The following is a 13,019-nucleotide window of genomic DNA, read 5'->3' as shown; positions in this document are numbered from 1 at the left end:
ATTAAAAAATGTCGTGGTCTCTTAATAAATGTACATTGCCTTTACGGCGTAAAAAGCCGGAGCGGTCAAAATATTCAATTAATTGTACGGTGAGTTTGCGTCCGTATTGAATTTCGTCTCGTAGCTGATTTACCGAGATTTCGCCGTGCCGGAGAATAAAGTCTCGAATCAATTGTGCAAAGGCTTCAATTTGTTCATTTAACAAGAAACGGTCTTTTACAATAGGGATTAAATAGCCTAATTTCCCTGCTTTATATAATAAATTTCGCATTTCGGTTTCATCAATTGTCAATTGATTTGCAATATCTCGTACCCATAATGCCTGGTTGGTCGCTTCGAAAAGCGGTCGAATTTGTTGCCAAATTTGCAATTCTTGCGGATTAAACTCAATGCGATGATCGGGCAGATGCAACCAGCCGCGTGTTTGGGCTAATTGTTGTGTTGCCAACAGATCATCAATAAATGCCAATCCAAGTTTTTCAGGCGATTCCAGTAATGCCATTCGGCGTAAACGGGCTTTTGCCACACCTAACTGATCTTGATGGAGCGAATGATATTCCGCCAGTTTAGCTAACACTTTTTGTTGAGCGGCTTGTTTGAAAGCTGGGCTATAAAGCCATTCGGCATTCGTATCAAAACCAAGTTTGGCAATCTCTGTCGCAAATAATTGTTCGTCCCATAATAAACGTTCCAACGCAAGAACATCGTGTTGCAGATAAAGCACGATACGTTGTGCATAATTACCAGTTTGCGCCAACGCAGTTAAATAAGCTAAACGAGCTTCACTACGTTTATGGCGTTTCGGTGAATGAATTTCTAATACCTGTGCGCCGGCGACGGTTTGGCTGTCATCACCATTACGTATAATCAGTTTATCATTGAATGCAATGTGTAACGGCTCATCTAATAGCACTTCTGCAAAATATTCAGCATTTTTGACCGCTTGTTTCGCATTGAGCAAGCTTAATTTGCCGGTGATATGCGAGGCAAAATGGTAAATATGCACCACTGACATTTCTTTTAATGGCTGCGCCGCACTCAGCTTTACCGTAATGCGGTCGGTGGCAAATGTTGGTGCTAACTCAGTGAGCCAGTGACCTCTGGCAATTTGTTGTTTATCTACATTAGCGAGGTTCAGCGCTAAACGCTGTCCGGCAACGCCAGATTCTGACGGATGATTTTGTGCGTGAATCGCTTTAACTCGTACTTTTGTACCATCGGACAAATAGATTTCATCACCAACAGCAACTTTACCGGCAATTGCCGTGCCGGTTACGACCAATCCGGCGCCTTTAATGTGGAATACTCGGTCAATAACATAACGAAACGGCTGGTTATTTGTCACTTGTCGGTTTTGCGCAATTAAATATGCTTTTAATTCGGCAATACCTGAGCCAGTTACGCAAGAAGTCACAAAAAAAGGTGCACTATTGAGCGAAGGTAATTGTTGCTTGATCTGCGGAATAAGCTGATCAATTTGCGCCGGTTCAACCTTATCCGCTTTGGTTAATACCACCATAATATGCTTGAAATTCAGCAAGTTAAGAATTTCAAAATGCTCAAGCGTTTGCGGTTTAAGCCCTTCTTCCGCCGAAATGACTAACAGAGCGTGTTCTACACCACCTAATCCTGCCAACATATTCGATAAAAATTTTTGGTGACCCGGCACGTCAATAAAACCAAGCGTATCGGTTTGGTTTGAATCTGTGTGTATCGGCAAATAAGCGTAGCCTAAATCAATGGTTAAGCCACGCTTTTTTTCTTCCGGTAAGTGAGCGGTATGAGTGCCGGTGAGAGCATGCAAAAGGGCACTTTTGCCATGATCGACATGGCCTGCCGTGACAATAATCATTCTTTCTCCAACATGGTAATTAATTGCTCAAACTGCGTAGCCGATCTCAAATCTAACCAAAACTTCTGCTGTGCAAAACGCCCAATAATTGGACAACTAAAGGCTTTAAAGCGTTGCTCTAATGCTAATAAATCACTTTGCTTATCAGCGCTAATCGTGACAGCGATTGAAGCTAAGGTTTCGGTTGGAAGCGTACCACTGCCAATTTGAGCGACACTCTCTTCAATTTGCACATTAAAATTCGAGGTTAAGTGCTTACTTAGTGCTTGTTTTAATTGTTCCGCCTTAACTTTCAATACATAAAGCGGCTGCGTGAGCAAATGTAGCGTAGGCAATTCATCTGTTAATTTTTCTGGAAATAAATAGTGGCGCAGCGTGGCTTCCAGTGCTGATAAAATCACTTTATCACAACGTAGCACGCGTTTGAGCGGATGCGCTTGTAATGCAGCAATTTGAGCTTGTTTGCCGACAATAATACCGGCTTGCGGCCCACCTAGGAACTTGTCACCGGAAAATGACACTAGATCAACACCGGCAGCGACTTTTTGCTGAGCCATCGGCTCTGCCGGTAAGTTAAGCAGCGTCATGTCTGTTAATGAACCGCTGCCTAAATCACTGATAACCGGTAAATTAAATGCTTTGCCCAGCTCGACTAATTCTTCTTCGGATACGCTGCTTGTGAATCCTTGAATCTGATAGTTACTGGTGTGTACTTTCATTAACAAGGCGGTATTTTCAGTAATCGCATTGCGATAATCTTTTAAATGGGTGCGGTTAGTTGTGCCGACTTCCACTAGCGTACATCCAGCTTGTTTCATTATATCCGGAATGCGGAATGCACCGCCGATTTCCACCAATTCTCCTCGTGACACAATCACTTCTTTACCCTGTGCAAAGGTAGCGAGCATGAGTAACACCGCTGCCGCATTGTTATTCACAACGCAAGCAGCTTCAGCGCCGGTGAGCTGTGAGATTAAAGCGGAAACAGCATTATCTCGGTGGGAACGTTGACCTTGCTCGATATCGAATTCTAAGGCAACGTTATGACGCATTGCATCGGTTGCCGCAGTAATGGCTGATTCTGACCACAATCCTCTGCCTAAATTGGTATGCAGCACTGTACCAGTTAGATTGAATACTTTTTTGATTTGCGGTTGTCGCATGGCTTGTAAACTCGTTTCAATCAGTGCAAACAGCGCAGATTCGTCTTGTAGAAAAGACGGCAACGTTTGGTTTTTGACAATTTGCTGCCGTCCTTCTTCAATAAAGGATCTCGCCTGTGTGACGAAGGCGTGATGTCCGAATTGATGAATTAAATCAGTACCTTGCGGGCTTTTTATCAGTTTATCCATTGAGGGAATGAGTCGGAATAATGCTTGCATAATCAAAAAAGAATAGGAGGATTTTGAACAATTTTAATAAATAAAGTAGAATACCGCTACTTTTTCCATGGAAGTGCGTCGTCTCCGGTGAGGCGGCAGGACTTCAAATCCTGTTGAGGACGCCAGCGTTCTTGGGTGGGTTCGACTCCCATTCACTTCCGCCAAATTCAATTAAAAAGGCTTAACTTAATGCTTTTATGCGATGTAAGTTAAGCCTTTTTGCTTTTTAGCGCTTTTTACAAGCGGTCTAATTTCGCCAAAATTTTGCAAATTTTTACCCAAAAACGACCGCTTGTTACACGAGGAATATATAAGGCAGTATATTCATTACCCCAGCAGTCGTAATTGCCAAAATGAGCTTAGATAAACCGAACATTAACCCTTGGTTTTCACCTTTATCCAGTTTAACCAACATATTCGCTAATGCGGTATTGGCAAATAAACTGACTAGCGAAAAGATAATCAGGTATAAAAAAGCAGTCACTTCTGAAATATATTCCAGCGCATAAAACCATGGCACAATCAGCAATGCGATAAGTATCGGTGCAATATAATTTAGTTTGACCACACCTAAATTTACCTTGCGAGAGAACTGTGCTTGCAGCAGCACTGCGATCAGATTATTGATAAAAAATGCGATCGGTACCAATTCTTGTTGATCCAAAAGCTCGGTAAAAATGTAAGGGAAAATTACATAAAATGCCGAACCCATACCGAGCGGAATAAATAGCAATAAATGCACAAAAATAAACCGCTTGTTAATCACCTCTGTAAATTGTGCGAAGCGGAAAGGGCTAAAACGGAAGTTGCATTTTCTTCTCGGCATTGTCTGCCACATAAAAAGTAACATCGTAACTTCAATCGCACAGCTACACCAAATTAACCATTCCGCTTTTTGATAATGAATAAACGGAATGGAAACTAATGGTGCAACCATAGACGCCATACTGGAGATTTTGAGAAACTTCCCTTGCGCTTTGGTTTTAGAGGCATAATTATCCTCGGCAGAAGAGAGTAAAAATGCCCTCGCATTCGTACTAAACAGTGTGCTACCTAAACCGAAGCAGAATGTCGCTAACAAGAGTAGAGCGTAATGGTTAGTCGTGAGTAACAAAATATAAGCTAACGAATCCAGTAAGCACCCGAACAACATAATTGGCATTCGTCCGAAGCGATCGCCCCACGAGCCGGCAAGTAAAGAAAAGGCTTGGCTGGCAAACACCAATAACGAGAATGCGTTGGCAATCTGTGTTGTGTCAAACCCTTTATATTTTGTTAGATAAATAAAAAATACGCTCTGCATTGCGGTATAGGCGAGTCCGGAAAAGAACCTACGCCATAAAATAATATTTTGCATATCCATATTATTTACCTTCTATATTTATTAAGCTCTGAAATCTCGCTTACGAATCCCAAGTACAAATAATGCACTAAAATAAACAATCGCTGCTAGGACAATTAACCAAGCCAGCCAATACACCTTCATCCAAGTTGTCATCGCATACCAGCCTTCTAAACTTGGTGAGAAATAAGCAACCAATGCCCCCATTAAGCAAGCCGAAATAGCGACTTTTAATACAAAGAGCGCAGTTTTTCCGGTAATACGATAAGCTCCTTCTTTAGCAAGACCACGATAAAGTAACGAAGCATTCACTGCCGCTGACAGTGCGGATGCCATTGCCAAGCCTAGATAGCCGAATGGAATTGCTAACACACCGAAACAGATATTACAAATGGTGGCGATAATGCCGATTTTGACCGGTGTCTTGGTATTTTGGCGGGCATAGAAGCCGTTTGCCAAAATACTGATTAACATATAACTGTTTAAGCCTAGGCACATAATCCATAAGGCGTGAGAGGTGGCTACCACATCCGATAAACCGAATTTGCCTCGCATAAAGATGGTCATCATTAACGGCTGTGCTAATACTGCGATACCAATCATTGCCGGAATGCCGAGTAATAGCACCATTCTCACCCCCCAGTCCATCGTGCCTTGGAATTCCACTGCACGCTGTGCTTCATCAATCTCTTTCTTTTTCGCAATACGGGACAAACTTGGTAACACAACCGTTGAAATCGCAATACCGAATAGCCCGAGCGGAAACTCGATTAAACGGTCGGAATAATAGAGCCATGTAATGGAACCGGTGATCAAAAAGCTGGCGATTACTTGGTTGATTAATAGATTAAGTTGAGTTACGGAGACCCCAAACAATGCCGGAATCATTAAATTGCGGACTTTAGTCACTCCTTCATCTTTCCACGCCCATTTCGGTTTAACCAATAAACCTTCTTTTTTCATAAATGGGATTTGGAATAAGAATTGCAACAAGCCGCCGAGAAAGATCCCCCAAGCTAAGGCAACATCGGGTTGTTCGAAGTAATCGGCACCGAATAATGCCATACTGATCATCGCAATATTCAGTAATACCGGCGAAAACGCCATCACCCCAAACTTACCAATGGTATTTAATACCGCACCGGACAGCGCCACAAAGGTAATAAACCATAAATAAGGGAAAGTGATTTTCAGCAATAATGATGCCTGAGTGAATTTTTGTGCATCAGGGCCATCATTAACCCAATCCATAAACCAACCGGTACCAAATAAGGCGGCAACTACCGGTGAGCCAATTATTGCCACTAACGTGACAATTGTGACTAAACCACCTAATGTACCCGATACTTTTGCAACAAATTCACGGGTTTTATCCAAATCGTTATCGGCGTTATATTCGGCAAGTACCGGCACGAATGCTTTTGAAAAGGCACCTTCCGCAAATAGACGGCGTAAAAAGTTCGGAATACGATTAGCAAATAGGAATACATCCGACATCGCTCCGGCACCGAGTAATCCGGCGATAACTACATCTCGTACTAAACCTAAGAGGCGAGAAATGAGAGTCATACTACTCACTAATATGCCTGATTTAAGAAGTTTTTTGCTCATAGAATATCGCTTACTGTAAATAATAGAGAAAACGTTAGTTTAACAAACGTTAGTGAAAAAAAGTGAGGAACAACATACGTCTTTCTGATCTGAAATCAAGGATTCTGATGTAATCGTTCGTTTTTACAGCATAAGCGGTCTTTTTTTAGGCAATTTTTGCAAAAAATCGCGAGGGTCCGACCGCTTGTATGAAGATCTTCATATAAATTGAACGGAATTTTATCAGTTTGTTGTAGGAATATCAGAAAAAAACTGATAAAATCCTCGCCTATCGTTTTCTATCAGTAAAACGGTGTTATTTTCAAGCACGTGTCTCGTTGAAAATGAATTTAAACTATCGATAGCTAAACATAAACCAAAGTTTATGTTTTTTAATTTTTACACAGATATTTTAGGAGTTTGACCTTGGCTAATATCAAGTCAGCAAAAAAACGTGCGGTTCAATCTGAAAAACGCCGCCAACACAACGCAAGCCAACGCTCAATGATGCGTACATTCATCAAGAAAGTATACGCAGCAGTAGCAGCAGGCGATAAAGCGGCTTCACAAGCAGCTTTCGTTGAAATGCAAAAAGTAGTGGACCGTATGGCATCTAAAGGCTTAATCCACACTAACAAGGCAGCTAACCACAAAGCAAAATTAGCAGCTCAAATCAAAAAATTAGCGTAATTGCTTTTTGTATAAAAGAACCGACCAAATGGTCGGTTTTTTTACGGCTATCTTTATTGCGTTACGCAAATCTTTTTCGTAATCCTGCCTGATAAAGCGCATTGTCGGCTTCAATTAATAAATTCTGTTTTTCTTGTTCTGTCAGCATATAAATATATTTATATTGAATCGCACTATATAGTTTAAATAATAACAATGCGGTTGCTTCCAAACCTTGCTGGATTAAACGTACAAAAACGTTAATAGCACCTGTCGCTTTTAAATCTGTTACTGTATAAATACCGACTTTAGCCAATAATCTCTCAATACTGACATTTAAGTTTGGCAACATACGAATTTTGTTTTGATTTTGATTTTTAATTTTTGCTTTAGACTGTTGATATTCGTGAATGGCTGAAGTGATCCAGTGAGAGTAAGTTTGTAGGTTGTTAAGAATTGAGGAAGGAAGAAGATAAAATATTTTGGAACGACAGTTGATATGACGATCAACCAGAAAATGAATCGATATTGTTTGAGTTATTTCTTCTAAATATTGGGCTGATTTGCGTACATATAAATGTTGATCTTTGTAGAGGGCAAACATGGTATCGTTTTTAAAGATACCTAAGAATGAAAAATAAGGCTTAAAGGTCATTTCCCCGAGAGGGGACAATAGCGCTTTAAGTCTTTCTAACTCCTTTGTTGTGTATTTCATACGAGCTCCTTTTGATGATTTACTTTTGTAACTTTATATTCATTATGGGCCACTTACTTATAGCTATAAGCTATTAAGAGGCTGTATAATAATGTAAAATAAATTAAGTAATGTCAATAATTTGTGATTCAAAAACCATATTTTATTAATGGTTTTATTTCGATGCACATTGTTCTTGCGCTTACCAGAGAAGTAGTGTAATATATGCGCACTTTGATACTCATCGTATTTACGATGTAGATATGAAGACTTTAAAGTCGCTTAATGTAATCATTTATTAAGCGGTACTACAGATATTGTAGTACATACAATGTTTCCGATTTGGAAACTATACAGGTATAACTGCGCTCCCTTATTCTATATGGTTTAAGTGGTAGTTCAGTTTTTTTATTAGCTAAATTTTAATTGGAGCTCTGGTCTAATGCAGAACCAAAGAATCCGTATCCGCTTAAAAGCATTTGATCATCGTTTAATTGATCAATCTACTGCGGAGATCGTAGAAACAGCTAAACGTACTGGTGCACAAGTTCGTGGTCCAATTCCTTTACCAACTCGTAAAGAACGTTTTACTGTATTGATTTCTCCACACGTGAACAAAGACGCACGTGACCAATATGAAATCCGTACTCACAAACGTTTAGTTGATATTGTTGAACCAACAGAAAAAACTGTTGATGCATTAATGCGTTTAGATCTAGCTGCTGGCGTTGACGTTCAGATTAGTCTAGGTTAATTGGGAATTTTAAGAGGTTATTACAATGATTGGTTTAGTCGGTCGTAAAGTTGGTATGACTCGCGTTTTCACTGAAGACGGCGTGTCAATTCCAGTTACCGTTATCGAAATCGAAGCCAACCGTGTTACTCAAGTTAAAACCCTTGAAAACGATGGCTATTCTGCAATTCAAGTTACTACTGGTACTAAAAAAGCTAGTCGTGTAACTAAGCCAGAAGCAGGCCATTTCGTGAAAGCAGGTGTTGAAGCTGGTCGCGGTTTATGGGAATTTCGTACTGAAGGTGAAGAATTCACTTTAGGTCAAGAAATCAATATTGACATCTTCACAGATGTTAAAAAAGTAGATGTTACTGGTACTTCTAAAGGTAAAGGTTTTGCTGGCGGTGTTAAACGCTGGAACTTCCGTACTCAAGATGCTACCCACGGTAACTCTTTATCACATCGTGTACTTGGTTCTATTGGTCAAAACCAAACTCCAGGTCGTGTGTTTAAAGGTAAAAAAATGGCAGGACACTTAGGTGCTGAGCGTGTAACCGTTCAATCACTTGAAGTTGTTCGTGTAGATGCTGAGCGTAAATTATTATTAGTCAAAGGTGCTGTTCCAGGCGCAACTAATAGTGATGTTATCGTAAAACCAGCAGTTAAAGCATAAGTCTAGGAGATAGAGATGGAATTACAAGTTGTAGGTGCAAACGCACTAACTGTTTCTGAAACTACCTTCGGACGTGAGTTTAACGAAGCGTTAATCCACCAAGTAGTTGTTGCATATGCAGCAGGTGCTCGTCAAGGTTCACGTGCTCAAAAAACTCGTGCTGAAGTGTCTGGTTCAGGTAAAAAACCTTGGCGTCAAAAAGGTACAGGTCGCGCACGTTCAGGTGATATCAAATCACCAATCTGGCGTTCAGGTGGTATCACATTCGCTGCGAAACCACAAGATCACAGCCAAAAAGTGAACAAAAAAATGTACCGTGGTGCAATCAAAAGCATCCTTTCTGAATTAGTTCGTCAAGAACGTTTAGTGGTTGTTGAGAAGTTCGAAATCGAAGCACCAAAAACTAAAGTATTAGTACAAAAATTAAAAGATTTAGCGTTAAATGACGCTTTAATCATTACTGCAAACTTAGATGAGAATCTATTCTTAGCAGCACGTAACTTATACAAAGTAGATGTTCGTGATGTTCAAGGTATCGATCCAGTAAGTTTAATCGCTTTCGATAAAGTGGTTATCACAGCTGATGCGGTAAAACAAATTGAGGAGATGTTAGCATGATTCAACAAGAACGTTTGCTAAAAGTGCTTAAAGCACCACATATCTCTGAAAAAGCGACGAATAATGCTGAAAAAGGCAACACTATCGTTTTCAAAGTAGCATTAGATGCTAACAAAGTTGAAATTGCTAACGCAGTTGAACAATTATTTGAAGTGAAAGTGGATTCTGTACGTACTGTTGTTGTTAAAGGTAAAACTAAACGTCACGGTGCTAAATCAGGTCGTCGTAGTGACTGGAAAAAAGCTTATGTTACTCTTCAAGAAGGTCAATCACTTGACTTCGTTGAAAGTGCGGCAGAGTAATTACGGAGGAAAATTTATAAATGGCTATCGTTAAATGTAAGCCGACCTCCGCTGGTCGTCGTCACGTAGTTAAAGTTGTTAACGCAGAATTACATAAGGGTAAACCTTATGCACCTTTATTAGATAGCAAATCTAAAACTGGTGGTCGTAACAATTTAGGTCGTATCACAACTCGTCACATTGGTGGCGGTCATAAACAACACTACCGTTTAGTGGATTTCAAACGTAATAAGTTAGATATCCCAGCAGTAGTTGAGCGTTTAGAATATGATCCAAACCGTTCTGCGAACATTGCATTAGTGCTTTATAAAGATGGTGAACGCCGTTATATCTTAGCACCAAAAGGTTTATCTGTTGGTGATACGATTCAAGCGGGTGCTTCAGCTCCAATTAAAGCTGGTAATGCGTTACCAATGCGTAATATCCCAGTAGGTACTACAGTTCATAACGTGGAATTAAAACCTGGTAAAGGTGGTCAAATTGCACGTTCTGCTGGTGCTTACGTACAAATTATCGCTCGTGAAAGTAACTATGTAACTTTACGTCTTCGTTCAGGCGAAATGCGTAAAGTATTAGCTGAGTGTACTGCAACCATCGGTGAAGTAGGTAACTCAGAGCATATGCTTCGCGTTCTTGGTAAAGCAGGTGCTAACCGCTGGAGAGGCGTTCGCCCTACAGTTCGTGGTACTGCGATGAACCCGGTAGACCACCCACACGGTGGTGGTGAAGGTCGTAACTTCGGTAAACACCCTGTTACACCTTGGGGCGTTCAAACCAAAGGTAAGAAAACTCGTCACAACAAACGTACTGATAAATACATCGTACGTCGTCGTGGCAAATAATTTTATTTATTAATATAGGATAGTCCAATGCCACGTTCCCTCAAGAAAGGTCCTTTCCTTGACCTACACTTGTTGAAGAAGGTAGAGAAGGCGGTGGAAAGCGGGGATAAAAAACCAATTAAAACTTGGTCCCGTCGTTCAATGATCATTCCATCAATGATTGGTTTGACCATCGCAGTCCATAATGGTCGTCAGCATGTTCCAGTTTATGTATCAGACGAAATGATCGGTCATAAATTAGGTGAATTTGCACCGACTCGTACATACCGCGGTCATGCCGCAGATAAGAAAGCTAAGAAATAAGAGGTAAAAGATGGAAACTATTGCTAAACATCGTTACGCTCGTACCTCTGCACAAAAAGCTCGCTTAGTTGCTGACTTAATTCGCGGTAAAAAAGTTGCGCAAGCATTAGAAATTTTAACTTTTACTAACAAAAAAGCAGCTGCTTTAGTTAAGAAAGTATTAGAATCAGCTATTGCGAACGCAGAGCACAATGATGGTGCAGATGTAGACGATCTTAAAGTTGCTAAAATCTTCGTAGATGAAGGTCCAAGCATGAAACGTGTAATGCCACGTGCAAAAGGTCGTGCAGATCGTATCTTAAAACGTACAAGCCACATTACAGTGGTTGTGTCAGATCGTTAATCGGTAGGAGAATAACAAATGGGTCAGAAAGTACATCCTAATGGTATTCGCCTTGGTATTGTTAAACCATGGAACTCTACTTGGTTCGCGAATACACAAGATTTCGCTGATAACTTAGAAGGCGATTTCAAAGTACGTAAATTCTTAAATAAAGAGTTAGCGAACGCTTCAGTATCACGTATCACTATTGAACGTCCTGCGAAAAGCATTCGTGTAACTATCCACACAGCGCGTCCTGGTATCGTTATCGGTAAAAAAGGCGAAGATGTTGAAAAATTACGTAACGCAGTATCTCAAATTGCTGGCGTTCCTGCTCAAATCAACATCGCTGAAGTGAAAAAACCAGAGCTAGATGCAAAATTAGTTGCTGATAGCATCGCTTCTCAACTTGAACGTCGTGTAATGTTCCGTCGTGCAATGAAACGTGCAGTACAAAACGCAATGCGTTTAGGTGCTAAAGGTATCAAAGTTGAAGTTAGCGGTCGTTTAGGTGGTGCAGAAATTGCTCGCTCAGAATGGTATCGTGAAGGCCGTGTGCCATTACATACTCTTCGTGCAGACATCGATTATAACACTGCAGAAGCTCACACAACTTACGGCGTAATCGGCGTTAAAGTGTGGATCTTCAAAGGTGAAATTCTTGGTGGTATGGCTGCAGTGATTGAATCAGAACAACAACCAGCGGTACAGCCTAAAAAGCCAGCTCGCAAAGGTCGTAAATAAGGAGAATCACTGAATGTTACAACCAAAACGCACAAAATTTCGTAAAGTACACAAAGGCCGTAACCGTGGTATCGCGGGCGGTACAGAAGTGAGCTTCGGTACATTTGGTTTAAAAGCAATTGGCCGTGGTCGTTTAACAGCTCGTCAAATCGAAGCTGCTCGTCGTGCGATGACTCGTGCGGTGAAACGTCAAGGTAAAATCTGGATCCGAGTGTTCCCAGATAAACCAATTACTGAAAAACCATTAGAAGTCCGTATGGGTAAAGGTAAAGGTAACGTTGAGTACTGGGTAGCTTTAATCCAACCGGGTAAAGTTTTATATGAAATGGATGGTGTTTCTGAAGAAATCGCACGTCACGCATTTGCGTTAGCGGCAGCGAAACTTCCGTTTAAAACCACATTTGTAACTAAGACGGTGATGTAATGAAAGCTCAAGAACTACGTAACAAAAATGTTGAAGAGCTGAATGCTGAATTAATCAACCTTTTAGGTGAGCAATTCAAATTGCGTATGCAAGCAGCCACCGGTCAGCTTCAACAAACCCATCAGTTAAAACAAGTGCGTCGTAGTATTGCACAAGTTAAAACTGTATTAACCGAAAAGGCGGGTGAGTAATGACTGATAAAATTCGTACAGTACAAGGTAAAGTAGTTAGCGATAAAATGGATAAATCATTCGTTATTGCTATCGAACGTACAGTGAAACACTCTTTATACGGTAAATTCATTCGTCGTACTACTAAATTACACGTACACGATGAAAACAACGAAGCTAAATTAGGTGATGTAGTAGAAATTAAGGAATGTCGTCCTGTTTCAAAAACTAAATCACACACTTTAGTTCGTATTGTAGAAAAAGCAGTAGCTTAATCTACGAATCTATTTAAAAACAAGCGGTTTAATACCGCTTGTTTTTTGCAAATTTTAAGCCCTAAAGCTAAGCGATTGATCTGA

17 protein-coding genes and 1 tRNA gene are annotated in these 13,019 nt (G+C 40.5%); 13 read left to right on the top strand and 5 right to left on the bottom strand.

All coding sequences use genetic code 11. From position 1 onward, the window contains the following. Position 1: 1 nt before the first annotated feature. Together selB and selA are read right to left on the bottom strand one after the other, a co-directional pair. Positions 2-1,852: a selenocysteine-specific translation elongation factor gene (gene selB / locus HMPREF0027_RS10770; protein ID WP_005625181.1), complete on the bottom strand. Its 1,851-nt coding sequence runs from the start codon at positions 1,850-1,852 to the stop codon at positions 2-4. Then, the gene (gene selA / locus HMPREF0027_RS10765; RefSeq protein ID WP_005625179.1) at positions 1,849-3,234 is read right to left on the bottom strand and encodes an L-seryl-tRNA(Sec) selenium transferase; all 1,386 of its coding nucleotides are present in this window, start codon (positions 3,232-3,234) and stop codon (positions 1,849-1,851) included. Before selA ends, selB begins: the two co-directional genes overlap by 4 nt. Positions 3,235-3,303: 69 nt before the next feature. On the opposite strand from selA, the gene HMPREF0027_RS12040 reads away from it, so the two are divergent. Next, a tRNA-Sec gene (locus tag HMPREF0027_RS12040) sits at positions 3,304-3,398 on the top strand. A gap of 131 nt (positions 3,399-3,529) precedes the next feature. Here HMPREF0027_RS12040 and HMPREF0027_RS10760 read toward each other — a convergent pair. Continuing rightward, positions 3,530-4,597 (bottom strand): MFS transporter, encoded by a 1,068-nt coding sequence (locus HMPREF0027_RS10760; RefSeq protein WP_005625177.1) that lies wholly within the window; start codon positions 4,595-4,597, stop codon positions 3,530-3,532. A gap of 21 nt (positions 4,598-4,618) precedes the next feature. After that, the gene (gene murJ / locus HMPREF0027_RS10755; protein ID WP_005625176.1) at positions 4,619-6,187 is read right to left on the bottom strand and encodes a murein biosynthesis integral membrane protein MurJ; all 1,569 of its coding nucleotides are present in this window, start codon (positions 6,185-6,187) and stop codon (positions 4,619-4,621) included. 405 nt (positions 6,188-6,592) lie between these two features. Here murJ and rpsT point away from each other — a divergent pair, with 405 nt between their 5' ends. After that, positions 6,593-6,856, top strand: a complete 264-nt coding sequence (gene rpsT / locus HMPREF0027_RS10750; protein ID WP_005625174.1) for a 30S ribosomal protein S20 — start codon at positions 6,593-6,595, stop codon at positions 6,854-6,856. A gap of 61 nt (positions 6,857-6,917) precedes the next feature. Here the strand turns inward: rpsT and HMPREF0027_RS10745 are convergent, their stop codons facing one another. Continuing rightward, positions 6,918-7,550: a TfoX/Sxy family DNA transformation protein gene (locus HMPREF0027_RS10745; protein WP_005625172.1), complete on the bottom strand. Its 633-nt coding sequence runs from the start codon at positions 7,548-7,550 to the stop codon at positions 6,918-6,920. A gap of 421 nt (positions 7,551-7,971) precedes the next feature. Between HMPREF0027_RS10745 and rpsJ the strand changes: the two genes are divergently transcribed. The 11 genes from rpsJ to rpsQ are packed head-to-tail and all read left to right on the top strand — an operon-like array spanning position 7,972 to position 12,935. Further along, positions 7,972-8,283: a 30S ribosomal protein S10 gene (rpsJ, locus tag HMPREF0027_RS10740; RefSeq protein ID WP_001181005.1), complete on the top strand. Its 312-nt coding sequence runs from the start codon at positions 7,972-7,974 to the stop codon at positions 8,281-8,283. 25 nt (positions 8,284-8,308) lie between these two features. Further along, positions 8,309-8,935: a 50S ribosomal protein L3 gene (gene rplC / locus HMPREF0027_RS10735; RefSeq protein ID WP_005625169.1), complete on the top strand. Its 627-nt coding sequence runs from the start codon at positions 8,309-8,311 to the stop codon at positions 8,933-8,935. Between the two features lie 15 nt (positions 8,936-8,950). Then, positions 8,951-9,553, top strand: coding sequence for a 50S ribosomal protein L4 (gene rplD / locus HMPREF0027_RS10730; RefSeq protein ID WP_005599282.1), 603 nt, complete (start codon positions 8,951-8,953; stop codon positions 9,551-9,553). Next, positions 9,550-9,855 (top strand): 50S ribosomal protein L23, encoded by a 306-nt coding sequence (gene rplW, locus HMPREF0027_RS10725; RefSeq protein WP_005625166.1) that lies wholly within the window; start codon positions 9,550-9,552, stop codon positions 9,853-9,855. Before rplD ends, rplW begins: the two co-directional genes overlap by 4 nt. Positions 9,856-9,875: 20 nt before the next feature. Beyond that, the gene (gene rplB, locus HMPREF0027_RS10720; protein WP_005625163.1) at positions 9,876-10,697 is read left to right on the top strand and encodes a 50S ribosomal protein L2; all 822 of its coding nucleotides are present in this window, start codon (positions 9,876-9,878) and stop codon (positions 10,695-10,697) included. Between the two features lie 27 nt (positions 10,698-10,724). Next, positions 10,725-11,000 carry a 30S ribosomal protein S19 gene (gene rpsS / locus HMPREF0027_RS10715; protein ID WP_005539416.1) on the top strand — a complete coding sequence of 92 codons (276 nt, stop codon included), beginning with the start codon at positions 10,725-10,727 and terminating at the stop codon, positions 10,998-11,000. A gap of 10 nt (positions 11,001-11,010) precedes the next feature. After that, the gene (rplV, locus tag HMPREF0027_RS10710; protein WP_005599292.1) at positions 11,011-11,343 is read left to right on the top strand and encodes a 50S ribosomal protein L22; all 333 of its coding nucleotides are present in this window, start codon (positions 11,011-11,013) and stop codon (positions 11,341-11,343) included. Positions 11,344-11,361: 18 nt separating this feature from the next. Next, positions 11,362-12,066, top strand: coding sequence for a 30S ribosomal protein S3 (gene rpsC / locus HMPREF0027_RS10705; RefSeq protein ID WP_005625161.1), 705 nt, complete (start codon positions 11,362-11,364; stop codon positions 12,064-12,066). Positions 12,067-12,079: 13 nt separating this feature from the next. After that, a complete protein-coding gene (gene rplP / locus HMPREF0027_RS10700) occupies positions 12,080-12,490 on the top strand; it encodes a 50S ribosomal protein L16 (protein ID WP_005625160.1) in 411 nt (136 codons plus the stop codon). Continuing rightward, a complete protein-coding gene (rpmC, locus tag HMPREF0027_RS10695) occupies positions 12,490-12,681 on the top strand; it encodes a 50S ribosomal protein L29 (protein ID WP_005599295.1) in 192 nt (63 codons plus the stop codon). The genes rplP and rpmC overlap by 1 nt, the downstream gene beginning before the upstream one ends. Continuing rightward, positions 12,681-12,935: a 30S ribosomal protein S17 gene (gene rpsQ, locus HMPREF0027_RS10690; protein ID WP_005625157.1), complete on the top strand. Its 255-nt coding sequence runs from the start codon at positions 12,681-12,683 to the stop codon at positions 12,933-12,935. Before rpmC ends, rpsQ begins: the two co-directional genes overlap by 1 nt. Positions 12,936-13,019: the final 84 nt, after the last annotated feature.

The sequence above is a fragment of the Actinobacillus ureae ATCC 25976 genome (genome assembly GCF_000188255.1).
Classification (GTDB): Bacteria; Pseudomonadota; Gammaproteobacteria; order Enterobacterales; family Pasteurellaceae; genus Actinobacillus; species Actinobacillus ureae.
This window is presented reverse-complemented; position numbering and strand designations above follow the sequence as displayed.